The organism is Paenibacillus sp. E194 (genome assembly GCF_000935845.1).
Lineage (GTDB): Bacteria > Bacillota > Bacilli > Paenibacillales > Paenibacillaceae > Paenibacillus_B > Paenibacillus_B alvei_B.
This window is the reverse complement of the sequence record NZ_JMDX01000086.1, coordinates 1-22,482: the sequence shown is the minus strand read 5'-3', so window position 1 is coordinate 22,482 and position 22,482 is coordinate 1. Positions and strand designations below refer to the sequence as shown.

The window sequence follows — 22,482 nt, the reverse complement described above, 5'->3', positions numbered from 1 at the left end:
CAGACACAGTATGCATACGATGGTGCAAGAGATATGAATTGGTGTAGTCAATCCATAACATTTGTGCTCGTTCACGGCTCGTGGGGGGACTCGAGTTATTGGTGGAAGACGGCTGAAGTTCTTCATGGCATGGGGCATACCGTCTATACGCCGAATTTACCAGGGCATGGAATGGATCGGAACAAGAATGTAACCCAGCCATGTATGTGGACACAGTCATTCAATGTATTATTCATCATCAGCTTACGAATATTGTTCTTGTTGGTCACAGCTTCGGTGGAACGGTGATTAGCAAGGTAGTGGAGCTTGTGCCTGACCGTGTTCGGCGCCTTGTATATATGGACGCATTCGTGGTACGCAATGGATACAGCACGGCGGATGAGATTCCTCCCCAAGGCAAGCAGGAGTGGATTCAGTTGGCGCAGCAGTCATCTGATAATACGATCATGCTGCCCTTCGCCGTATGGAGAGAGACCTTTATGAACAATGCAAGTATTGAATTAGCGTTTCAAATTTATTGTACCGTTACACCAGAGCCTGCGGGGCCATTATTCGAGAAGCTGGATCTGACGGAATTCTATCGTTTATCTATGCCCAAAAGCTACTTGTATTTAACGGATGATACCGCACTTCCGCAAGGAGAACAGTATGGCTGGCACCCTCATATGTCAAGCCGACTGGGGATGTTCCGGCTTATTACATCGCATGGCGATCATATGACTCCATTCCATATTCATCCGCTTCTTGTAGCAGAGAAGCTTGTTGAGGCAGGACGGGACTAAATGGCGAGTGGAAGCTGCACAGATATGCTGGCTTCATGCATAACAAAGGCTGGTCATAGGAGTATTCTCCACGACCAGCCTGCAAGTGCTGCAATGAAATAGAAAATGGATAATTCGAATTACTGTGGATTTGTTGTCCAAATGCCAGCAGTCTTCACGAATACACGTTGTGGAAGCTTAAGAGCCGCAAGGGTCAGTTCCGCTACATCCTCTGGCTGCATCATGCGATCTTCGTCGCCAATGTTAAGACCTGCATTTACTGCGAGCTCTGTATTCACAGTGCTTGGCGTCAATGCAGTCACGCGGATATTGTGCTTGCGCACCTCCTGCATGAGCGCTTCGGTTAAGCCCATCACTGCGAACTTAGAAGCGTTGTAAGCAGATCCAGTAGCGAAGCCGCGCTCGCCAGCTGTCGAGGAGATGTTAATAATGCTGCCTTCATTCTGCTCGATCATCGCAGGCAGCACGGCACGAGTTACATAGTAAGTTCCCATCAGATTAACCTGAATGATGCGTTCCCACTCTTGTGGATCCATGTCGACAAGCTTGCCGAATTTCGCAATGCCTGCATTATTGACAACGATGTGAATGGTACCCAACTGCTCCGTAAGGGAAGCAACAGCGCGGTTTACATCATCTTGTACCGCAACGTCAGCTGTAGCGATTGCGACGCGAATATCATATTTTGCAGTCAGCTCAGCTTGCAGTGCTTCAAGGTCAGCGCTAGTTCGAGCGATGAGACCAAGGTGCACACCTTCTTGTGCCAGCGATTCAGCCAACGCTTTGCCAATTCCTTTGCCTGCACCAGTAATCAGTGCGGTTTTGTTCGTAAGATCTTGTAATTTCATATTCAATAATCTCCTTTAGATGTTTATACTTGTCCGTTATGACTAACAACAAGCTCATATTTGTTCAAGGAAGCGCCGAGCATGTACTGCTTGCTGTCGCTCGCACCCCGGTGAGATTCGCGGAAGGCCTCGCTAGATGTCCAGTTGCGGAACGACTCTTCGTTCTCCCACACTGTACATACCTTCAATTCCTCTTCGCCTTCTTGACCTGCGCCAAGCCATACCTCCATGCGAATGAATCCGCTCATTTGCTGAACGCCCTTGGCTTGCGCGAATCGCTCTGCCACTTGCTTGCCGAATCCCTCTTGAATTCGGATAGTGTTCGTAACGACTAACATGCTATCGCCTCCTATGTGCATGATGGTGATGATGTTCATCTGTACAGATCGTATGTCTGCCTCTCTATTATACTCGAACGCATGGACAAGATCACACCTTCGCATTTCACATGCACATTGGAAGGTTGTGGATGTGTGGTGCGCTAGTTAACCGATGCATAGATCCGAGATACATGCCCCAGGGCCACACAGGCAGGCTCTCTGGGCATGTGCGATATTGGAAGCATTCACTCGTGAGTAGCTCCCATCACATTCCATGTGGTTCCCCAGTCCTTCATCGCATCGAAAATAGGACGGAGCGTTAGCCCCATCTCGGTTAACGAATATTCAACATGCGGTGGGATCTCGGAGAATACAGTCCGCTGGATAATATGCCGCTGTTCCAGTTCCTTCAATCGGAGTGACAGTGTGCGCGGACTAATTCCATGGAGCGAGCGCTCCAACTCTCCGAACCGCTTTGTACCGTAGAATAATTCACGCAGTATAAGAAAAGTCCACTTGCCTCCGATGATATCCATCGTATGCTCGATGGGACAAGCAGTGGTTGGAGTTGTCCCTATAGTAGATTCGTGTTCTAGGTGATCTAGTATAGTGTTTGGGGAGGTAGTAGATTGTAATGTTCTCTCTTGATAAGGTATAGTTGTCGATTGCTCTGGAGTTGACATATGTATCCCCCTTCGTGTGTACACTTCATTTAGTATAGTGAAATTCGTTTGATATCGCCAATGTGCCAGTCGCTATGAAGAAATGCATATTGAAATGCTGGGAGAGGGAATTCACATCCGATAGCAGAGCATGGCCATCCGAAATCTTTCGTAATCAATCGAACTGAAGAAGAACAAGGAGGAATACAAGGATGTCAGGCACTCGCTGATTATGTAATGAATGACGTATGTATGATAAAATAAGTGTGATATTAGAGTCAGAAGGAGAGGAATGTCATGAAGGTACTTGTCATAGTTGCACATCCCAACTTGGATGCATCCAACGTGAACCGTGCTTGGGCCGAAGAGCTTCGCAAGCATGATAACATCACCGTACACGAGCTGTATAAGGCGTATCCGAATGGACAGATTGATGTCGAGAAGGAGCAGGCATTGTGTGAAAGCCATGATCGTATCGTATGGCAGTTCCCATTCTATTGGTACAGCTCGCCGCCATTGATGAAGCAATGGCTGGACAGTGTGCTTACATATGGCTGGGCATATGGCTCCGGTGGTGATCGCTTGCGTGGCAAAGAGCTGATGCTGGCTGTATCGACGGGAAGCCCGCAAGAGAAGTATCAAGCAGGTGGCCTCAATCACTACTCCATGAGCGAGCTGCTGAAGCCTTTCCAAGCAACGAGTAATTTAATAGGCACGACATATTTGCCGGCATTTGTATTCCATGGTGCGATGGGCGCAGATGAAGCTGCAATTCAGAATAGTGTCAAGGAATATGTATCCTATCTGTTGAAATAGAATGGAATGCATGCTAGCTGAGAATCAGGAATGGTAGCGTCCCATTTGAGGTTATTTTACGATTTGGAAGATAACGCTGGTTATAAAAAAGGTCGAGTTAAGGAGAAAACCAATTCTCCTTGGACTCGGCCTTTTGTTTATTTGTTTTATTCGAATAGCGGGAACTCCTAGTGCGACTTATCAATCACAAGCTATACCTTGCTGTACGCGCAGAGGAATCCCGTTCCCGAACGCCAGCTCTTCGAGCTTAGCGATAATGCGATCTTCGGTATCGCCGCCAACTGGAATGCTGCACGATGCATGTGGGAGCAGCTTATCGAAGCTGCCAATGGCAACAGCGTATCCAGCTTGCTCGAACATTGGAATATCGTTCATGTCGTTGCCGAAGCAGACGAATTGACCAGGGTTAATCCCGAATGAACGCAGAGCAGCCATTTTGTTAACTCCAACGTTAGTCATGTCCAGAATGCCTTCCGCAGAGTGATAGTGAAGCGTTGTATTCAATGACTTGAGCTTTTCAGTAAGTTCCTCTAAGCGATTGCTGCCTAGAACAAGAATTTTAATGGTGCTGTGAATTTCGTTCATCGGTACATGAGCTGCCAATCGTAGGGGATCGACATTGAACAGGAAGGGATGTGAATCCTCCAAGTTATGTGCATAGTTCCACTCATCGTCTACGAGATATGAAGCCTCATATTGCTCCAGCAAGCCCATGATTGTATCTGAAGCTAATTGGGGAAGCGGGCTGCTTGTAAGACGTTCACCCTTGAAATAGGTCATGGCGCCATTGGCACCGATAAGCAGGTTTTGGTGAAAGCGTTCATCGAGCACGGGCAGCATATCCCGACACGGGCGGGCAGACGCAAAGCCGACGACATGTCCAGCTTCTTGAATGCGTGCCAAGCAGTCCATTATTTGTGCAGAGACCGGCTGTCCTTTGAATGAAATTGTACCATCGATATCGAAAATGAAGTGCATGTGTGACTGTCTCCTTTGTATGTATAAGATAATCGCTAGTCATCCAGCGGAAGTGATAGCATTTAAAAGAATGAGAGGGCTTGTTGGAAGGCGGAATAGCCGAAATAGATGCCGAAGCCAATAAACACAATCCCTGCGGCAATCGATACGTATTGCATAAGTCGTGGCGTGACGGCTTTGCGGCTGACATGAGTCACGATTGCGACGAAAAGATCCCATATGAGAATACCGACAATGATCGCACTGCTGTACAGCAAGGTATCCTGCTTGCCTATTACATCCATGGTTGACGCCATAACCGAGCCGTATATGCCAATCCAGAATACGATGTTAAGCGGGTTGGATAACGCCAGCAAGAAGCCCGATAAAAAAGAAGAACCGACATGTTCCTTCTTGGCATCAGAATCTGTGATCTGCACGGTAGATCTAGCCTCGCGAATACTCTCATATCCAAGATACAGCAGCAATATGAACCCTGCAATCCATAGAATCAGTTTGGCGAACGGCGTTGTTAGGAACGAGGTGGCACCATAATAGATAAGCAGCATGAATATGACATCTGTGCTCATTGCGCCAAGCCCTAAGAACCAAGCGTTCCAGAATCCATTTTTTAACCCGGCCTTAATCTGTGCAATGCTGATTGGACCGACGGGGGCTGAGAGAGACAGCCCGAGTAATACATAGCTGAACCATACGCTAGCCATCTGATCTTCCTTCCTGTCATTACGAAATAATGGTAATATTGTACTGACTATCTGTCCTGTTGATAAGTGGCAGATTTATAGATTTGGATGGGGACAGAGGTGAAGTGAATATGCTTGAACTGACACCGCATATCGATGATCATGCAACGGAGCCGAAGTATGCACAGCTGTACAGTTATATTGCGAAGCAGATAGTGAACGGAACGTTAGTAGCAGGTACGCGTCTGCCTTCGATCCGAACACTGGCTGTTCATTTGCAGGTGAGCCGCAATACGGTTGAGGCAGCCTATCAGCAGTTGATAGCAGAAGGGTATGTGGAGAATCGCTCCCGTATTGGCTTGTTTGTCATGCCGATTGAAGGGGATGTGAAGCATGCAGAGCTTGGGGATAGAGGATCTGAACCAGAGCCAGCAGGAGGTTTCACAGGAACGCTTGAACGAGGGCCGACGCAGCCATTACCAACTTCCGTATCGCTGGAGGACAGGGATGGATCTGATAAGGATGCAGAAATTGAGATTGATTTCCGCCATGGCAATGTAGATAGGGAGAAGTTCCCGTTAATCGTATGGCGGAAGTTAGCGAATGATTTGTTTCGTTATAGGCAGGATGAGGCGCTGCAGTACGGACACCGTCAGGGCGAAGCGGGATTGCGCAGGGCCATTGCTCAGTATTTGTACCAATCAAGGGGAGTGCGCTGCACGCCGGAGCAGATTGTGATGGGGGCTGGCATCCAGCAGCTGCTCATGCTTATCTGTCAGCTGATTCGCCAAGATACGCGTTCGATTGCGATGGAGGAGCCGGGATATGACGGGGCGCGGGCCATATTCTATCATCATGGATTTGAGATAGAGCCGATTGCGCTGGAGGCTGAAGGCATATCTGTACAGCAGCTAAGAGAACGGAATGCTGGTGCGGTATATGTAACGCCGTCGCATCAGTTTCCACAGGGCATGGTGATGTCTATTGCAAAGCGGATGCAGCTGCTGCAATGGGCGAACGAGAGAGGAAGCATTATTATCGAAGATGATTATGATGGGGAGTTCAAGTACGGCGCGAAGCCTGTCCCTTCACTGCAAGGGTTGGATGGGCATGATCGGGTCATCTACGTTGGAACGTTCTCCAAGTCTCTGCTTCCTTCCATACGCCTAAGCTATATGGTGCTTCCTCCATGGCTGCTAACGCGGTATAAGCTTGAATTCTCTGCTTATGAGCAGACGGCTTCGAAGCTGCATCAGATGACAATGGAGCGATTCATGACAGAAGGGCATTGGGACAAGCATCTGCGGAAAATGCGCAAGCTGTATCAAGAGAAGCACAGCACATTGCTGACAGCCCTTAAAAAAGTAATGGGCGATCGAGTCCGCGTCATTGGTCAGCAATCTGGACTTCATATCGTGCTTCAAGTGAAGCATGAACATCATGAGCAGCAATTAATTGATGCGGCAAGAACTGTTGGGGTCAAGGTGTATCCGACCTCGACTTATCGAATTCAGCAAGAAGCAGACGAGATGCCATCCTTGCTCATTGGCTTCGGTGGACTCAGTCTGCACCAGATAAGAGAAGGTGTTGAGCGGCTGAGTAAGGTTTGGTTCGGATAATGATTTAGCGGTTGCCTACTTATCAAAGGAATCATTATCTTTATATTCATGTTTATTTTTCGCAAGGCAAGGGATAGGGAAGGGGCGAGCGGATGAACAGCTGGGTTACATTTGATTTGGATGGGACATTGATGCAGAATCCATTTGCTGCATGGATCTTTCCGGAGATTACAAGTGTTGTACGGGAACAATTGCAATTGCGTACGGATATCGAAGCGTACGATGACACTAGTTTTGATATGGGCAAGCTTCTTCATGCGGAACATCGGAAGCGAATGGAAGCTGGTGAGACAGTCGCAGCCTACGATTGGGATGATATGGTGAGAGTAGTCCTTGCTGAACTCGGTGTGTCTCCAAGTATAGATATTCAAGTAGAACAACTCGTGCGCAAGCATGCAGAGCCGCCGACGAAGATCTATTTACTCGAAGAAGGAGTGAATACCGTTCTGAAGCAGTTGACGCAGGAAGGCTACCGCTTGGCGGTTGCGACGAACGGATACTATAAATATCAATATCCTGTGCTCGAAGCGCTCGGCATTGCCGCATATTTCGAGCTTATCGTGACACCGGAGATTGCAGGCGGCGGCAAACCTGATGCGCATATGCTTCGCTTTGTCCGTCAGCACGGTACAATCGCTGCACATGTTGGGGATCGGCTGGATCATGATGTGTACATGGCGAATCAATCTGGAGCAGCTTCTATCCTAGTGAACCGCAAGCTTCCACAGAAACTGCATCAGCTCGCTCCTGAACAGCGCGTGCATGAACAGATCTTCTTGCCGCTATGCAGCCAGCAGCTTCAGCGGGAATGTCAGAGCTTGCACAGGGAGCTTTTCGGGGATGACGAGTGCATAGTTCTGCCAGAGCAGATTAGACCTGATATCGTCATCCACAGCATCATGGAGCTTCCAGCATGCTTAGCTGCATTGGCGGCCAGGTGAGATTGGATTACCGCATTTGGAAATGCCTTACCTGGTCGATGAACATCGTCATGGCCATCGTGGCAGAAGCGTTATTGTCCTGAAGAATGTGGAACGCTCGCTTGACGCTCTTGCCCTTCACGTGCACCAAGCGCAGATCACCATGCTCTTGCTCTTTGCGAATGACCCAATAAGAGAGCATTGCAATCCCGAGTCCGGCCATGACAGCTTCCTTGACACTTTGACTGCTGTTGAAGACATAGGAACGCTTGATGTGCAGCTTCAGATCGCTCATGAATTGATCACTGTACGCCCTTGTACCCGAGCCTTGCTCACGCAGCACCCATACCTCGTCATGCAGCATGCGGGGCTCGATGGTGGGCATGGAAGCAAACGAATGGTTTGGCGGTACAACGAGCACCATCTCATCCTCCATGAACGGAGTGCCAAGCTGAAGATCTGTATATTCGATTTTGCCTTCTACGAGTCCGATGTCCAGTTCATTCGCGCGTACGGACTGTGCAATTTGCTCCGTATTGGCTACGGTTACTTGAACATCTACGCTCGGGTATTGGCGTGCGAATGAAGCAACGATGCGTGGCAATATATATTCTCCGATTGTGAAACTGGCTCCGATGCGCAGCGATCCCGTCACCTCATCCCGCAGCAGCCCGATATCTTCGCGTGCCGCCTCATAGCGAGCGATCATCTCCTTCGCATGCTTATATAATATCTCTCCAGCTTCGGTCAACTTCACATGCTTAGGCGAGCGATGGATGAGCTGCACACCGAATTCCTGCTCCAAGTTGCGGATATGCTGGCTGACGCCAGGCTGAGAGAGATGGAGCAGTTCCGCGGCCCGCGAGAAATTACGCTGCTCCACGACCGCTACATATACCTTCATTGTATCTACGATCATTTGGCTAACGATCCTCCGTTGATTCTTTACTTATATAGTCGGTTAAAATGAGTATCTTTAAATGTTGTCGTGTACTTTAACCCAAATCCAAACATGCGATCCATTCCAATATGGGCTGTCCATATGATCCCCACTGCTAAGACAGTCTGATTAGATAAGAGGATTCCACACATTATGGTTCCGAACGATACACAGTAGGTATGAAATACATTATAAATAATTGCTCCTGCTTTATTACTTAGGATATATCCGACCATAGATACATCAGGAACAAATAGCAGTACAAAAACAACAGCCAGCTAAATTGATAGTAGTCGTAAAAATAGATGCATCCTAATAATACAGACAACCCTTCTAGATGTAAGATTGCTTTGCTCATGTTCAGTTCATGATCCTCCATTCTTGATGTCGAAGTTATACGTTTACCTGATCATTGCCTGACAGCATAAGGTTGGGCATAAGCAGTTCTTGAATGATAGGTGTTATATTTCAAGTTGCTAAGCTGCAGCAATCAGGTATAATATGTAATAACAGCGATACAATGAATAAAGGGATCGTGCTACCAACACGATCCCTGCACAACGGCCGCATGTAAGAACGGTCGGCTGCAAAGACGGACATGAAATAGACCGATACCTTGCTATGGGGCGGTCTATTTCCTTTTATTAAACGATAACAGCATCACGATAAGCGTACCAAAGCTAATCATTAGCGTTAGTGCTTCGAATACTGTCATGGGCATCACCTCCCATCAGGGAGACTAGCCGACCGCCCTTCATGCCGAATCAGTTGTACTCATGTATCATACCATAATTTTCTACAGTCAGAATAATATTTGAACGTACATATCCAACACAGGAATGTGGACTACCTACCCATAATATGAGACCATTCAAGCACCTCTAAGGACAAATTCTTATATCGAATGATATAAAGAATGCTTTTGGGGTATTTTTGTATGTATCCTAAGGAAGCTTGGAAATGGTCAATGTGCTACATCGTGGCTTCAAATTGCTGCTATTGTTCTGCTTTTGTTATAGATGAATAACCCGACAATAAGTTTTTCTTATGCTAGAGATTGCATATCCGTATTTCCCCTCTCGAGCGAAGACATATATAGTATTCATCGTAAGTATCAGGTTACGCCTGCTTAGAGACGGGGGATGGATATGTATAACGGGGATGTTCTTCTGGCCACCAAGCCGAAGCGAAATAAACAATACAGGGGATTTGCGCTCGGCATCGCGCTGACACTCATCATTGCGGTTGCAGCAAAGCTGCTTGCGGGATTGCCTTTCCTTAGTATCATGGGGCAGCTTGTGATCGCCATTCTGATCGGTATCGCGTGGCGTGCTACCATCGGGGTACCGCAGGAGATTGTCGCAGGAACGAATTTTTCGAGTAAAAAGCTGCTCCGCCTCGGCATTATCTTGCTCGGGATGCGCTTAGACCTTATGGATATAGTACGTGCAGGCCCTAAAGTATTCATGATGGCGGTTATCGTCATTGTATTTACCTTGTCGGTCGTATATGGACTTACGAGATTGTTCAAGGTTGATAAAAGGCTCGGTATATTGACGGCGTGCGGAACCGCGATTTGTGGTGCGGCGGCTGTGGTAGCGATAGCGCCGCAAATTAAAGCCAAGGACGAAGAAACGGCAATCGGTGCAGCGATGGTTGCGATATTGGGCACTATTTTTACATTAGCATATACGTTCTTGTTTCCGGTACTTGGCTTGTCGGATAACGGATATGGGATCTTTGCCGGTGCGACACTGCATGAAATTGCCCATGTCATTGCAGCAGCAGATCCAGGGGGCAGTGCAGCGGTCGATATGGCGGTCATTGTTAAGCTTACGCGTGTAGCCTTGCTAGTTCCTGTCGCTATTCTGATCGGCATCTGGTCATCACGTGAGAGCCGCAAGGAAGCAGGGGCAGATGCTCGGACAGAGAAAGCCAAAGTACCGATTCCCTGGTTCATCCTCGGATTCCTGCTCGTCAGCGGGTTTAATTCTCTAGGGATCGTTCCAGAACAGATTGCAGGATATATCGTCATTGCGGCCTACATGTTGATTGCCATGGCGATGGCGGGGCTTGGCTTGAATGTCGATCTTGTCTCATTCCGCAGACTTGGGATGAAGTCGTTCGCAGCAGGATTCATTGGTTCCATTCTGCTGTCCCTGCTTGGCTTTGGGTTGGTGCATGGGTTCGGTTTAGCGTAATGCATAATGAATGAAATACGTAATGAAAGAGGTCAACATGCCAATTAAACATTGGTTGTTGACCTCTTGTGTTTTCTAAGCTTACTTGTATAGGCTTGTTCATTTCCAAAAAAATAGACGCCCAATTGCTGAGCGTCCCACATACAGAACATGGAATATGATATCTCCTGAGGGGAGAGGAAACCCATTTTGTTGTTGTACAATCCTGTTATTAAATCACACTTGCATTATGGAGCGCCTCTTCGACATTCACGTACGGAAGTGCGAGGTCGCGGGCTACCGCTTCGTATGTGATCGCTCCGCCTGCAGTATTGACGCCGCGCATGAGCGGCTGGCTGTTCTGCAATGCTCTGCCAAGTCCGAGGTTCGCGATGCTTAATGCGTAAGGAACGGTAACATTCGTGAGCGCCATCGTTGATGTGCGCGGAACAGCACCTGGCATATTCGCTACAGCATAATGAACGACACCGTGCTTGACGTATATGGGATCGTCGTGAGTGGTAATGCGATCAACCGTTTCAAAAATACCGCCCTGATCGATGGCGACATCGATGACGACAGAACCAGGCTGCATGGAACGAATCATCGCTTCCGTTACGAGCTTCGGCGCTTTAGCGCCCGGTATAAGAACTGCACCGATGACCAAGTCGGATTCGGCTACCGCTTCGGCAATATTGAGTGGGTTCGACATTAAGGTATTCACACTCGAGCCGAATAGATCATCCAGCTGGCGCAGGCGATCTGCGTTCATATCGATAATGGTTACATCTGCTCCAAGACCTACTGCGATCTTGGCAGCGTTCGTTCCGACAACACCGCCGCCAATAACCGTAACCTTGCCGCGTCGTACGCCAGGTACTCCGCCAAGCAGGATTCCGATGCCGCCATGCGGCTTCTCGAGGAATTGTGCCCCAATTTGGGCTGACATGCGGCCCGCCACTTCACTCATTGGTGTGAGCAGAGGCAGCGTGCGATTGACTTCAACCGTCTCATAGGCGATTGCAGTAACTTTATGCTCAATTAATGCGCGAGCCAGTTCAGGCTCAGCTGCTAGATGCAAATACGTGAATAAGATAAGCCCCGGGCGGAAGTAACCGTACTCGGATGATAAAGGCTCCTTCACCTTCATAATCATATCGGCTTGTGCCCATACCTCAGCAGCGCTAGGAATGATAGTGGCACCTGCTTGTTCATATGAGGCATTGTCGAAACCGCTTCCAATTCCAGCGTCATGTTCAATGATGACACGGTGGCCGGCTTTATGGAATGCTGCAACACCAGCAGGGGTGAGCGCAACGCGATTTTCATTATTTTTGATCTCCATGGGAACTCCGATAATCATTGCTTATCCTCCTCAAATATCCTGAACCTGTTTGGTTATCCAATTAAAGTATAATTCGTAGCTCCCGCCAGCGCTTTGTCGTCAGCTCCAAAAAAAATACCCTGTCCTTGTGTAATTCCCACAAAGCCAGGGACAATTGCGTATCGGGTAATCGATCGCAGGGAAGGTTGGCAACGGATGACGTGTTACGTAGATTCGTTGTCCTTGTTTATCGTTGCCAATCGATGCAATTTTAATTCCAAAAATAGCGACATCTTCTCATCCATGCTGTCGACATCGACACCGCCGACTTCTGCAATGCGCTTTAATCGATACATGAGGGTATTCGTATGAATATGTAAGGCTTCTGCTGTCTTCTTCACATTGCAGTCATAACGAAGAAATTGTTCAATGGTATGTACGAGTCCGCTTGCATGCTCAGCATCATACATGCGTAGCTTCTCTAAGCCTATATGATGAAAAGTCTGCTGTGATCCTCGTGCGGCAGAATGTGCAGTATGGTGTTCGATCAATAAGGGCAAATGACGGTAATAACCGAGCTCCCCATAGCTATGTACAGAATCTAATTCATCGGGGAATGCTTTTTTTAGATTGAGCGTTGTTATGGCTTCTTCATAGCACCGTGATACGAGCAGGAACGAGGAGGATAGAGTGCTTGCTCCGCTGCGAACTGGTGAGGCGCCGAATCGCTGCTTCATATGCAGTATAAGCTGTTGGCACGGTTCCTTGTACAGATTGGCAGAGCTATTCGCATGTGATGACAGCACTGGTGCAGACATCATAATAAGGCGGTCATGATCAATGACATGAAGCAGCATGCGCATATGCTGAGTTGTTTTGAGCGTGTAAAGAATATGACGATATAACTTCTCTTGGATAGGTGTGCTGAACTGTATCATCCATATGAAATATTCAGGAGGGAACGAAATGCTGAGTCGTGCCGCATGCTCCCGAATGGCTTGCTCTGAGGTGTGGTGTCCGGTTAAGAGCTGCCAGAAAAAATCATGCTTATGCTGATCCTGGCGTCTGCTGTGCAGTTGATGCTGCATTAACTTGGCCTTGGCAGCCTGAGCAGCTTGTGACAATGTCTGGAGCGCTGTTTCTGGCAGCGACTGTTCACTGTCGAGCACCCATATATAGCCGATAATGTCCTGTTGATGACGGATGGCAACTGCCAAGCGATTGCCGAGGCCAACCTCGTCGATATGTTGGATACGTATCGGTTCCATACTGGACATGAGCCGCTGCATCGTGCCATCTCTCCATAATGCGCTGATGACTTGCTCAGGGACGCGCCGTCCGATAATCGTTGCGATCCGCGCAGGATCCGTGCCGGGGTGATGCGTGCTGTAGGCAAGCAGCTTATGTCCGGCATCTTCAATTGTGACAGGGCAATGAAGCAGATCACTGACCAAATCCGCAACTGCTTCTAAGCTGTCAAAATGCTGTTCGAACAGCTGGTTCATTTCATTCATGCACATGGCTCCTCAACAGTAGGAAGATCATGACTATTTTAGCATGAAATCCATCTGGCCGACTACATCGGACAAGGTCGAATGACCTACTATTTGCTTGGGGGCAGCTGTTCAAGTACGTCTCATTATTCTTTGATTTCTTTGAAAGAGGCATCGTATAACCGGAACATTGTCTTGTAGCCGGACTCATCGATCTTAATGCCAACATCCAGCGTGCCCGTCAGCTCCAATGCGCCGGACGTATATCGAAGCTTGGTGTCGGAAGGAACGAATACCATCATAATTTTGTTCCAGTAGGTTTCGTCGCCATTATCGAAGGGACATTCTGCACCCGGTGCCGGAATGAGAAGAACCAGTGTTTATCGAATGACAGCACTTCTCCCATATATCCTTTAATCGTAACCTGCTGGCCGGAGAGATCCCAGAATTTGTCCGACGGCGTGTTCTGCTTCTCATTATCGAAAAATTCGGACCACTGCAGCGTACTCGAATAGGCAGGCTTCGATTTTGAAGCAGCGGCGCTAGAATTTGCTTTGCTGGAGGTACTGCCGGTGGTGCTGTTGTTTGTATTTGCTTTGCCGGTGCTAGTGCTGTTGTTATTTACTTTGACAGAATTGCTTGAAGTGGCTTTGCTGTTCGTCTGTAATGATATGCCAGAGTCCGTCTTATCGCTGGTCTGTGAACGGTTGCCGTTGCTCGGTTTGGTGTTATTTGAAGCAGCAGCTGTTGGTTGAACGATTTCTTTGGATTTCGTCTTTTCCACTGCGTCCACTGGTTTTGTTACGTTTGAAGCCTGCTTATCCTGCGCCTGTGCTGCCGATTTTTGCCCAGACTGATGTTCTGGAGAAGCATTCGGATTCAGTTCTTGCTTATCCTCAGTTGCAGTCCCATTGGGTGCACTAGCGGGTGAGGAAGCAGAACTTGATGATTGGTCTCCTTGTTGTGTGGATTTCCCTGTAGAAGAGGGGGCAACAGGATTCCCCTTCGTAGCAGTAGCGCCAGCCCCTGCTTTATTTTGGTTTTCCACAACATTATTTGAGGAATTAGCAGAACCGACCGTCGAAACATCCGTAGTAGTAGAACTGCCGGTGCTGGTCGTCTGCGTGCTTCCGGTTCCGGATGCAGCGCTTGCATCGGGTGTAGTGTTCACTTGCGTACTGGTCGATACAGCCGCTGCCGCAAAGGATTGCGGTGCGCCTGCTCCATCTGTTGCTGGCTGTGATGAGCACCCTGCCAATAATACGGTTAGGCTGATCAAGGAACATAATACAGAGTTTCGATAACGTGTGTTCATGAGCTATTCGCCTTCTTTCTCGGTAAAAATATAGGTATTGGCTAACCCCGGAACAGCTGCAATGGATCAACCCGGTAGACCTTCCATGCAGGGCCGATTGATGCAAGGAATCCTACTATCAGCGCACCAAAGACTAGCTGAATCTCTCCTGGTGCGACCCGAAGCGCATCGACATGTACGCTGCTCCATTCCAAGATGGAGCTTGCGCTGAACGATGTGGCGAGATGTCCAAGGAACAAGCCAAGCAAGGCGCCAATCCCCGTTAGGAACAAGCCTTCTCCGATTAAGATCGTCCATACATACAACCGCGACTTGCCAATAAGCCGCATAAGGCCGACGTCTTTCTTGCGCTCTGTCACGACGGATGTGAGCGATAGCAAGAGGGTGATTGCGGCCAGCAGAACACAGAGGAGCGATACGAACTGCACGAGCTCCGTTCCGCGATCCACTACATTGATGACATCCGCTACGGCTTTGCTCGTATATACCGCCTGCACATCGGCACGCTGATTGAATTTGTTTTTTATTGTTTGTGCCCCAAGCAGGGACTTCGGTTGTACGAGAATGGCTGTAATCATCTTATCTTCTTCGTGTGTAATGCCATGTACATGCCAGGCGTAATCGAGTGTCGTAAAGACAGCGCGATCGTCCGCTGTTCCGAGTGTAGGAAGAATGCCGACGATTCGATATTCGAAGTGCTCATGATCATGATGCGATTCGTCGGACTCATTGGAATGCTCTGATCCTGCTTCTTCCGCTGCTTCTGCTTGCTGTTCAGAGTGTGTTTCTTGATGCTGATCATTAGAAGATGCCTCCGAACCTGAATCTGAACCCGATTTCTCATTAGTAGGGTTGTCAAAGGAATGACTGCCACTATTCACAAGGCCATGATTGCCGTGGAATGTATCGCCAACACGCAGACCAAGCTGACTCGCCACATGCGAGCCGATGACGGCTTCCCCAGTCTTCGCATACATGCCGCCAGCCTTCATCGTTTGATCTCCGTAGCGCGTATAAAAGTAGGCTGCATCCATGCCGACGATTGGATATCCCTGATAGGAATCGCCAGCTGTCATCGCATACGCATGAGCAACCTCTGATTCCTTCAGCACCTCATGCAGAACCTGTTGAGGGATGTTCTGGGTAGGAGTGCCGATCGATAGTAGGTATTCAGCACAAGCTGCGTGGAGCTTCCTTTGGAACCGAGTGTTAATTCAAAGGGGCCATAGCCCTTCTCAGCACCGTGCTCGATTCCCGCACGAACCTGAAGGAGTACGAGCAGAAGCGCGATGGTAATCGCAATCGATACAATGGTAAGGAGGGAGAGCGTCTTCCGATGCATCATGTTGCGCCACAGTAGTTGGAACACGCTCATGTTGCTGCTCCCTCCATAAGCTGCATGCTGTTCATACTGCTCTTTTCAGCCGGATAAGGATGTACAGCAAGCCGGTTAATGGCGGAGATATGAAGCTGCTTCGGGTACTGTGAAGCCAAGTGCTGGTCATGGGTGACTGTCAGCAAGGTTGAACCTTCCTCCTGTGCCAGTTGGAGAAGGAGATTCATCGTATATTGTGCCGTATCGTAATCGAGACTTCCGGTTGGCTCATCCGCTAGGAGAAGGGAAGGGCGATTAATCAGGGCACGAATGATCGCAACCCGCTGCTGTTGACCTCTCGACAGCTGCCCTGGAAGGTGATTCATACGATCCTGCAAGCCGACCCGCTCGAACCATTGCAGAATATGCGAATGCCGTGCCCGTCCATGCAAGCTGCCATCGTAGACCAGCTCAATATTTTGCTTCGCAGATAGGGAAGAGATGAGATGGAAGTCCTGAAAAATAATGCCCACATTCTTCGCGCGAAAGTGGTCGCGTTCCAGCTCTGTCATCTGGTGCAGAGGTTCATTGCCGACCTTACAGGTTCCTTCATCTGGAGCGAGTACGCCGCACAGCAGGTACAACAAAGTGCTCTTGCCGCTGCCGCTAGGGCCAAGCAGCGCAATTCGATCTCCTTGTGCAACATGCCAATGTGGAATATCGAGAATGGGGAGAAGCTGCTGTTGATTCCGATAGGACTTGCGAACCTGATGAAGATGTATCATTGAATCACCTCATTTAGTAAGGAAAAGGCAGGATGACACAGTCACCCCACCCGTTCTCATTCGAATCGATTTGATTATTTTAAAATGATGCGCTCAGACAAGGAATCCCACTTCAATGCTTTGCCAGTCAGCTTACTGAATGCGTCAAGATCCACATAGAGGACATTGCGATCCAATTCTGCTGGAATCGAAACCGCTTTGCCGTTCAATGTAACGGAAGATCCGTCTTGAACCTTCAATGTCGCCTTGTCTTTCGTAAATGTAGTCGTTTTCGATGCGCTATCATTCGTTACTTTAATTTGCAATGCTTGTGCCAGCTTCAGGGCAGGGAAGAGAACCTTGCCGTCACGGCTTACCTTGAATTTCGGATACAAGTGCTTGCTTTGCAGCTCGGCAGTTGCTTTCTTCAGATCCAAGCCTTGCACTTTCGCGATGCTTGTTGCAATTGCTGTGTTATCAATTTGACCTTGTACATATTCCGTAATTGGACCATACGCCCATACGCCTACATCTACCGCAGAGTGGCCATGTCCAGACCAGCCCACCAAGTAGCGCTTCGCCATCACCTGATTGAATGCGCCTTCTTGCTTATAGGAGGAACCGTCGCCTTGCATGATGTATTGAGCTTCTTCATCGGTGATATCTGTGAAGCCTGTATGCTTCTTGATTAACGCCTTCACTTCGTCAGTGGATGCAGCTTTTGCAAGCTGTGGCCCAAGAAGCTCGGAGGAGATTTTTTGCTTGTCCCACGTATCTACATTCAATTCATAGATGTTGTCACGGGACAGGGATAAGCCGCCTGTCTCATGATCGGCTGTAATTACGATGGAAGTGTTGCCATCCTTCTTCGCGAAATCAAGAGCAACCTTCACTGCTGCATCGAAATCAAGCGTCTCTTGAATCATAGCGCCCAGGTCATTTGCGTGGCCTGCATGGTCGATACGTCCGCCCTCAATCATCATCGTGAAGCCTTTTGGATTCGTAGAGAGAGACTTGATTGCTGCAGACGTCATGTCTGCAAGGCTTGGAGTCTCAGGCTTGCGATCAAGCATGTAGTCCACATGGGAATCGTGGAAGAGGCCAAGAACCTTGCCGTTTTTCGAAGTTAACGATTGCAGACCCTTTTTGTCGTATACAACTTTATAGCCTTTTTTCTCGAAATCAGGAATGATTGTCTTATCTTCGCGCTTGCCTTTCTCCTGCTTGCTTACGAATTGACGCTTGCCGCCTCCGAGCAGAACGTCAACTGAACCTGACTCTAAATATTGGGATGCGATGGCATTTTCATTGTCGCGATTGCGAACATGGGATGCATATACCGCAGGTGTCGCATGTGTAATACGAGCTGTCGTTACAAGACCAGTTGATTTGCCAACAGCCTTGGAAGCTTCGATTACGGAAGCAAATGGCTTCGAGATATCTTCATTTGATACGCTGATTGCAGCGTTGTATGTTTTGTTGCCTGTTGCAAATGCAGTACCTGCAGATGCAGAGTCTGTTACTTCACCGGATACGATCGTATCTCCGTCTTCGCCCTTGTCAGCGAAGGTTGTTGCTTGGCCCACATACAAGCTGTCCATATATAAGGATGGGCGCTTCAGCTTGTTCTTGGAGTAGATTCGTGCGGCAGATACTTGAGCAGGTCCCATGCCGTCACCGATAAGGACGATGAGATTTTTTGAAGTGGGCTGTGGTTTCGCTGCGCTCTTAGCGAGTACTGCATCGGATTGCATAGCTCCCAATGGCAGCATGAGAAGCGCCAGAGTCGTCACCAGCGACTTGCGTAACATTTTATTCAACCGAAATCCCTCCAACCAAGTATGTAATTTACATGTTTATTGTAGTCAAGGATTGTTAGCGGTTGTGTAAATAAATGTAATAGGAGAATCAAATAGACTTGTATATTTTGTAAATCACCCTTATTGCGATCTTTGATACGCCTATGTCCGGCCTGAATAGCAGTAGGTTATAAGATTCGCTTTTATGAGTAGATTTAGCAAATGAAATGCTGCATGTGTCGGTATGGGCAGCTAGTTGTGAGTAATCGAATAGAAATGGGACGTAAGACCTGTAATGATAATCAGGTAGTCCATTGATTGTTTATCGTATAATACCTATACTTGGTAATGATTTGGTAAAAAAAGCGGAAGGAGAACGACATCATGGAGCGCTTTATAGATCCCCTTGGCCTTCCTTTTGGATTTTATGCGATATTGCGTCGGAATGAGCAGGTTGCCGTGAAGTGCCCGAAATGCACTGGCTTGGCCTACATCTCTAAAGAGGAGCAGGGAGTCGTAGTGAACTGCACGGCATGCTTCCATCAAGAGAAGGAACCGGAAGCTTATAGGTATACAGCCAGCGGAATGTGCACGGTGTGCGAGAGATGGTTCAATGAAGAGGTTACCGATCACAAGCAGCAGAGACATAAGGCAGTGCATATCGCATGCCCGCATTGCTCAGCTGTGAATCAAGTGCCTATACGTAAGATTGCGGCCTATTCAGGCTGCTACTTGGATTTTCGAAATGAACGGGACCCGATCTTTCAATTGGAGCTGTACTACTTGGATTATTTCCGTGGGAAGCCTGTATGGGCGGCCAACCGAGAGCATCTGAATTATTTGATCAGCTACATATCGGCAGAACTGCGTGAGAAGCCAGCTGCTGTCATCAAGCGCACGGCTTCACACTCGCTGCCCAAATATATGAAAGAAGCGAAGAACCGAGAAGCTATCGTGAAGCTGCTTCATAAGCTGCAGCGTATAGATATGTAATTGGATAAGGAGGCATCATGAGCAAACTCAAGCTTAAATTGGCCATTGCGCTAGTCATTATTGTTATTCTGAGCATTCCTGCTTACTTTATTGGCCGTACATATGGTGTGTTCCAAGGCGAGGTCGTCTTAAGCAAGTATGCGTTAGCGATTGAGAAGGACGGCAAAAGGTATAATGCATGGCCTCTTCTTAACTATAATTCCGCAATGGATAAGAAGGGAGAAGAGCGGCAGTTCTATTATCGGGTAGATACGGGAGATTTGGATGAATTGTTTATGCTGGCTTATGGCCAATATGAGGTGAATTCCTCTGAGGAGAACCCCTTTTTAGATGGCAAAATTCAGTATGATAACAAGCGTGTACATGCGTATATCAAAACAGTTCCGAAGTTTGAAAATGCCAATGACTACACAAATATGTATGAATTTTTCGATGACAAAGGAAATCATGTATATACCTATGATCCGTCCGCTCCCATGGACACGGATTATGTGAAGGATATTATTCATGCTGGCATGTCGCGGACATCGGTAGGTGGGGGAACTACGGAGGCCGTCGATCGTTACATGAATGTGACGAAGTTGTTCAAGGACAAATTAGATATTACGATAAAGCTAAAAGTTGACGATGACAATCGTATTGTAACGATCGTGATGACACGAGACAGGGTGTGATGATAGTGACGAATCAGAATGAATGCAGACAAGGACCTGCTTATTTGGACGGCATTGCAATCCCAGAGAAGCCTGCGGCATGGCACGAGGTAGAATGGACAGGAAGGCTGGCTATTGATAGTGGAGCGAAGAAGTTCCATATTTTTTATTATGGGGAGCTTATCGATGATCTGATCGCGTCGACGGACTTTGCACCACCGCTCATTCTTGCTGAAGATCCAGCAACAGGGAAGCGCTATGTGCTGTTCGATGGATGCAAGCATGGATATGATGCGATGCTGTGCGATACGTTCACTACAGAGCAGCATAATGATCGGAAGCCGCTGCTTCCCTATGTAGATGGGGACGGAGAGGATGTATTCGAAGTATTCGTAACCGTCTATTACAATGTCGACTGGGACGACGAATTCGAAGAAGAAGTGGATGAGGACGGGAAGCTGGAGCTGATAAGCGGGGAGAAGTGCGACTTCGATGAAGCGAAGCGCAATGGATACGACGCGATCAGTATCGCAATCGTGAACTCGCGCGGACGCAAGACGGAAATTGCCCAAGAAGAGCTGGCCTAGCCAGGATAAGTAGAGAGTAGCGGCCTATGAAAAAATCAACGGTTTGTGTACTGCTGGCATTCCTTTTCACAGTGGGGGTACTGGTCGGTGGGGGAAGTTATTATTTGCTGCTGCAGCCCTCCGTTCAGGATATGTTTTTGACTCGGCCGTTCATGATCGTGTTGTTTATCGGCTGCGTTATCGGGATCGTGGCACTGGTCGGGAGTATGGTGAAAAGGCTTCTAGGTTCAGAGTTGTTTATGTTGTTTTTAATCGGGATTGTGCTGGGATTCGCAGGGATCTGGATTTGGGTGATGACGGGCATGCCGACGTAATTCGCTAGGATGAACCATGGTCTAGTACATGCATATACGTGAGTATGAACAAATAGGTTAGTAAAAAATGGAGATAACCTTCTGTGCAACCTTTCGATCGAGTGTCCCGTCTGAGTGTGTGAATCAGCTGAGATATCATTGCGCAATGCGTCACCACACAACGAACCATTCGAGAGGAAGTAGACACCTATGAAGAAGACAACCATTGCAACTACCGTAGCATTAGCTCTTGGATTGATGGGTGCACAAGCGTATGCAGCCCCGGCGACACAACCAGTCGACACGAAGGTTGTTACAACCAACATGGAAGTGAAAGACTTGGGCACGAATTTCTACGACAAATATGTGAAGCAGTTCGTATATAACGAGAAGGGCGACATTGTAGGTACAACACGTGGCGCTTCTCTGGATAAAAAATGGGTACATAACGTCAGCGCTCAACAATCGGTAACTATTAACGGCAAAAAGGTATCCAGCCAAGTGAAGGTAGACGGCGATCATATTCTCGTACCTTTCCGTACGGTAACAGAAGGACTGGGCTATAAGCTGGATTGGAATAACAAAGACAAATCAATCACTGCGGTTAAGGGAGACCAGAAGGTTACGGCCGTGTTGAACAAGGATGAGTATGGGCAAGCGAAGGATGTTCTTCATCTGGGAAAAGCCGCATTGCTTAAGGATAAGCAAATCTTTGTTCCACTGCAATTTGTAACGGATGTGCTGCATGCAGGTGTGACGATGGATGGCAATGGGCATATTGATATCCTTCAAATTGACCAAGTTCCGCAAGACTCCTTCGGCGGTATGCATTGGGTACTCGTCGTGAATGGCGAAGGACTTGGCGTAGATAAGAAGGATATATACACAACCGAACATAACGTCATGGTACCTGTTGAAGAAATCGGCAAAGCACTCGGTTACAAGCTAGAGAAGAACGAGAAGACAGGCGCATACGAGTTCACACGCGCTGCCAAGTGGATTGCATTGAAGGAAGGCGACACGAAAGCCTCTGTAGGCAAAATGCTCGTTGAACTGAAGGAAGCAGCAGCCGTGAAGAACGGCAAGCTGTACATGCCAGTTGACTCCCTTGGCGACGTCTTCGGCGTGAAGTTCGGCATCGACCCGACTGGCGTAATCGGTATTAGTGAAGGAACGGAAGGGAAAGAAGATCCAAACC

General features: G+C 48.1%; 24 protein-coding genes and 2 pseudogenes. 10 read left to right on the top strand and 16 right to left on the bottom strand.

Going from position 1 to position 22,482, the window contains the following annotated elements; translation table 11 throughout:
• Window positions 1–33: 33 nt before the first annotated feature.
• Window positions 34–782: pseudogene (locus tag AZ66_RS13890) on the top strand (alpha/beta fold hydrolase).
• Window positions 783–901: 119 nt separating this feature from the next.
• Here the strand turns inward: AZ66_RS13890 and AZ66_RS13885 are convergent.
• From AZ66_RS13885 to AZ66_RS13875, 3 genes are all read right to left on the bottom strand, one after another.
• Entirely contained in the window at window positions 902–1,630 is a 729-nt protein-coding gene (locus AZ66_RS13885) for a 3-ketoacyl-ACP reductase (protein ID WP_044355386.1), read from the bottom strand.
• 23 nt (window positions 1,631–1,653) lie between these two features.
• Entirely contained in the window at window positions 1,654–1,968 is a 315-nt protein-coding gene (locus AZ66_RS13880) for an antibiotic biosynthesis monooxygenase (protein ID WP_021255747.1), read from the bottom strand.
• 227 nt (window positions 1,969–2,195) lie between these two features.
• Window positions 2,196–2,486, bottom strand: a complete 291-nt coding sequence (locus AZ66_RS13875) for a winged helix-turn-helix transcriptional regulator (protein ID WP_044355389.1) — start codon at window positions 2,484–2,486, stop codon at window positions 2,196–2,198.
• 423 nt (window positions 2,487–2,909) lie between these two features.
• Here AZ66_RS13875 and AZ66_RS13870 point away from each other — a divergent pair, with 423 nt between their 5' ends.
• Window positions 2,910–3,428 carry an NAD(P)H-dependent oxidoreductase gene (locus AZ66_RS13870; protein ID WP_021258696.1) on the top strand — a complete coding sequence of 173 codons (519 nt, stop codon included), beginning with the start codon at window positions 2,910–2,912 and terminating at the stop codon, window positions 3,426–3,428.
• 180 nt (window positions 3,429–3,608) lie between these two features.
• Here the strand turns inward: AZ66_RS13870 and AZ66_RS13865 are convergent, their stop codons facing one another.
• Together AZ66_RS13865 and AZ66_RS13860 are read right to left on the bottom strand one after the other, a co-directional pair.
• A complete protein-coding gene (locus AZ66_RS13865; protein ID WP_044355385.1) occupies window positions 3,609–4,406 on the bottom strand; it encodes an HAD-IIB family hydrolase in 798 nt (265 codons plus the stop codon).
• A gap of 62 nt (window positions 4,407–4,468) precedes the next feature.
• Entirely contained in the window at window positions 4,469–5,110 is a 642-nt protein-coding gene (locus AZ66_RS13860) for a LysE family transporter (RefSeq protein WP_044355384.1), read from the bottom strand.
• An 83-nt stretch (window positions 5,111–5,193) separates the two neighbouring features.
• On the opposite strand from AZ66_RS13860, the gene pdxR reads away from it, so the two are divergent.
• Both pdxR and AZ66_RS13850 read left to right on the top strand, forming a co-directional pair.
• A complete protein-coding gene (gene pdxR, locus AZ66_RS13855; protein ID WP_331436903.1) occupies window positions 5,194–6,708 on the top strand; it encodes a MocR-like pyridoxine biosynthesis transcription factor PdxR in 1,515 nt (504 codons plus the stop codon).
• Window positions 6,709–6,800: 92 nt separating this feature from the next.
• The gene (locus AZ66_RS13850; protein ID WP_044355382.1) at window positions 6,801–7,649 is read left to right on the top strand and encodes an HAD family hydrolase; all 849 of its coding nucleotides are present in this window, start codon (window positions 6,801–6,803) and stop codon (window positions 7,647–7,649) included.
• A 7-nt stretch (window positions 7,650–7,656) separates the two neighbouring features.
• On the opposite strand, the gene AZ66_RS13845 is transcribed toward AZ66_RS13850, so the two are convergent.
• The 3 genes and pseudogenes from AZ66_RS13845 to AZ66_RS33765 all read right to left on the bottom strand — a co-directional run bounded on the left by AZ66_RS13845 (window position 7,657) and on the right by AZ66_RS33765 (window position 9,283).
• Window positions 7,657–8,547, bottom strand: coding sequence for a LysR family transcriptional regulator (locus tag AZ66_RS13845; protein ID WP_021255754.1), 891 nt, complete (start codon window positions 8,545–8,547; stop codon window positions 7,657–7,659).
• 26 nt (window positions 8,548–8,573) lie between these two features.
• Window positions 8,574–8,926 (bottom strand): annotated as a pseudogene (locus AZ66_RS30585) (DUF4260 domain-containing protein).
• A gap of 273 nt (window positions 8,927–9,199) precedes the next feature.
• Window positions 9,200–9,283: a putative holin-like toxin gene (locus tag AZ66_RS33765; protein WP_227775197.1), complete on the bottom strand. Its 84-nt coding sequence runs from the start codon at window positions 9,281–9,283 to the stop codon at window positions 9,200–9,202.
• A gap of 433 nt (window positions 9,284–9,716) precedes the next feature.
• On the opposite strand from AZ66_RS33765, the gene AZ66_RS13840 reads away from it, so the two are divergent.
• On the top strand, window positions 9,717–10,769 hold the full coding sequence (locus tag AZ66_RS13840; RefSeq protein ID WP_044355381.1) for a YeiH family protein: 1,053 nt from the start codon (window positions 9,717–9,719) through the stop codon (window positions 10,767–10,769).
• Window positions 10,770–10,980: 211 nt separating this feature from the next.
• Here the strand turns inward: AZ66_RS13840 and ald are convergent, their stop codons facing one another.
• The 8 genes from ald to AZ66_RS13810 all read right to left on the bottom strand — a co-directional run bounded on the left by ald (window position 10,981) and on the right by AZ66_RS13810 (window position 18,770).
• Window positions 10,981–12,111, bottom strand: a complete 1,131-nt coding sequence (gene ald / locus AZ66_RS13835; protein ID WP_044355380.1) for an alanine dehydrogenase — start codon at window positions 12,109–12,111, stop codon at window positions 10,981–10,983.
• Between the two features lie 185 nt (window positions 12,112–12,296).
• On the bottom strand, window positions 12,297–13,586 hold the full coding sequence (locus AZ66_RS13830) for a PucR family transcriptional regulator (RefSeq protein ID WP_044355379.1): 1,290 nt from the start codon (window positions 13,584–13,586) through the stop codon (window positions 12,297–12,299).
• Between the two features lie 125 nt (window positions 13,587–13,711).
• A complete protein-coding gene (locus AZ66_RS32635; protein WP_227775185.1) occupies window positions 13,712–13,867 on the bottom strand; it encodes a hypothetical protein in 156 nt (51 codons plus the stop codon).
• Window positions 13,864–14,880, bottom strand: coding sequence for a hypothetical protein (locus AZ66_RS32630; RefSeq protein ID WP_231586866.1), 1,017 nt, complete (start codon window positions 14,878–14,880; stop codon window positions 13,864–13,866). Before AZ66_RS32630 ends, AZ66_RS32635 begins: the two co-directional genes overlap by 4 nt.
• Window positions 14,881–14,921: 41 nt before the next feature.
• Window positions 14,922–15,992 carry an ABC transporter permease gene (locus AZ66_RS13820; RefSeq protein WP_331436902.1) on the bottom strand — a complete coding sequence of 357 codons (1,071 nt, stop codon included), beginning with the start codon at window positions 15,990–15,992 and terminating at the stop codon, window positions 14,922–14,924.
• Window positions 15,986–16,255 (bottom strand): hypothetical protein, encoded by a 270-nt coding sequence (locus tag AZ66_RS33565; RefSeq protein WP_331436901.1) that lies wholly within the window; start codon window positions 16,253–16,255, stop codon window positions 15,986–15,988. The genes AZ66_RS13820 and AZ66_RS33565 overlap by 7 nt, the downstream gene beginning before the upstream one ends.
• A complete protein-coding gene (locus AZ66_RS13815; RefSeq protein WP_044355378.1) occupies window positions 16,252–16,980 on the bottom strand; it encodes an ABC transporter ATP-binding protein in 729 nt (242 codons plus the stop codon). The genes AZ66_RS33565 and AZ66_RS13815 overlap by 4 nt, the downstream gene beginning before the upstream one ends.
• 74 nt (window positions 16,981–17,054) lie before the next feature.
• A complete protein-coding gene (locus AZ66_RS13810) occupies window positions 17,055–18,770 on the bottom strand; it encodes an alkaline phosphatase (protein ID WP_231586867.1) in 1,716 nt (571 codons plus the stop codon).
• A gap of 372 nt (window positions 18,771–19,142) precedes the next feature.
• Here AZ66_RS13810 and AZ66_RS13805 point away from each other — a divergent pair, with 372 nt between their 5' ends.
• The 5 genes from AZ66_RS13805 to AZ66_RS13785 form a co-directional block, all read left to right on the top strand.
• Window positions 19,143–19,751: a hypothetical protein gene (locus tag AZ66_RS13805; protein ID WP_044355376.1), complete on the top strand. Its 609-nt coding sequence runs from the start codon at window positions 19,143–19,145 to the stop codon at window positions 19,749–19,751.
• Between the two features lie 17 nt (window positions 19,752–19,768).
• Entirely contained in the window at window positions 19,769–20,425 is a 657-nt protein-coding gene (locus tag AZ66_RS13800; protein WP_044355375.1) for a hypothetical protein, read from the top strand.
• A 5-nt stretch (window positions 20,426–20,430) separates the two neighbouring features.
• A complete protein-coding gene (locus AZ66_RS13795) occupies window positions 20,431–20,991 on the top strand; it encodes a hypothetical protein (protein ID WP_044355388.1) in 561 nt (186 codons plus the stop codon).
• Between the two features lie 26 nt (window positions 20,992–21,017).
• Window positions 21,018–21,305 (top strand): hypothetical protein, encoded by a 288-nt coding sequence (locus AZ66_RS13790; protein ID WP_021255767.1) that lies wholly within the window; start codon window positions 21,018–21,020, stop codon window positions 21,303–21,305.
• A 189-nt stretch (window positions 21,306–21,494) separates the two neighbouring features.
• Window positions 21,495–22,482: stalk domain-containing protein (locus AZ66_RS13785; RefSeq protein WP_156159964.1), on the top strand; the 988-nt coding region annotated here is incomplete at its 3' end.

Coding starts and splice junctions, on each gene's coding strand:
- AZ66_RS13885 (WP_044355386.1), bottom strand. CDS start 1,630: ATGAAATTACAAGATCTTACGAACAAAACCGCACTGATTACTGGTGCA.
- AZ66_RS13880 (WP_021255747.1), bottom strand. CDS start 1,968: ATGTTAGTCGTTACGAACACTATCCGAATTCAAGAGGGATTCGGCAAG.
- AZ66_RS13875 (WP_044355389.1), bottom strand. CDS start 2,486: ATGGATATCATCGGAGGCAAGTGGACTTTTCTTATACTGCGTGAATTA.
- AZ66_RS13870 (WP_021258696.1), top strand. CDS start 2,910: ATGAAGGTACTTGTCATAGTTGCACATCCCAACTTGGATGCATCCAAC.
- AZ66_RS13865 (WP_044355385.1), bottom strand. CDS start 4,406: ATGCACTTCATTTTCGATATCGATGGTACAATTTCATTCAAAGGACAG.
- AZ66_RS13860 (WP_044355384.1), bottom strand. CDS start 5,110: ATGGCTAGCGTATGGTTCAGCTATGTATTACTCGGGCTGTCTCTCTCA.
- AZ66_RS13850 (WP_044355382.1), top strand. CDS start 6,801: ATGAACAGCTGGGTTACATTTGATTTGGATGGGACATTGATGCAGAAT.
- AZ66_RS13845 (WP_021255754.1), bottom strand. CDS start 8,547: ATGATCGTAGATACAATGAAGGTATATGTAGCGGTCGTGGAGCAGCGT.
- AZ66_RS33765 (WP_227775197.1), bottom strand. CDS start 9,283: ATGACAGTATTCGAAGCACTAACGCTAATGATTAGCTTTGGTACGCTT.
- AZ66_RS13840 (WP_044355381.1), top strand. CDS start 9,717: ATGTATAACGGGGATGTTCTTCTGGCCACCAAGCCGAAGCGAAATAAA.
- ald (WP_044355380.1), bottom strand. CDS start 12,111: ATGATTATCGGAGTTCCCATGGAGATCAAAAATAATGAAAATCGCGTT.
- AZ66_RS13830 (WP_044355379.1), bottom strand. CDS start 13,586: ATGAATGAAATGAACCAGCTGTTCGAACAGCATTTTGACAGCTTAGAA.
- AZ66_RS32635 (WP_227775185.1), bottom strand. CDS start 13,867: ATGATGGTATTCGTTCCTTCCGACACCAAGCTTCGATATACGTCCGGC.
- AZ66_RS32630 (WP_231586866.1), bottom strand. CDS start 14,880: ATGAACACACGTTATCGAAACTCTGTATTATGTTCCTTGATCAGCCTA.
- AZ66_RS33565 (WP_331436901.1), bottom strand. CDS start 16,255: ATGAGCGTGTTCCAACTACTGTGGCGCAACATGATGCATCGGAAGACG.
- AZ66_RS13815 (WP_044355378.1), bottom strand. CDS start 16,980: ATGATACATCTTCATCAGGTTCGCAAGTCCTATCGGAATCAACAGCAG.
- AZ66_RS13810 (WP_231586867.1), bottom strand. CDS start 18,770: ATGTTACGCAAGTCGCTGGTGACGACTCTGGCGCTTCTCATGCTGCCA.
- AZ66_RS13805 (WP_044355376.1), top strand. CDS start 19,143: ATGGAGCGCTTTATAGATCCCCTTGGCCTTCCTTTTGGATTTTATGCG.
- AZ66_RS13800 (WP_044355375.1), top strand. CDS start 19,769: ATGAGCAAACTCAAGCTTAAATTGGCCATTGCGCTAGTCATTATTGTT.
- AZ66_RS13790 (WP_021255767.1), top strand. CDS start 21,018: ATGAAAAAATCAACGGTTTGTGTACTGCTGGCATTCCTTTTCACAGTG.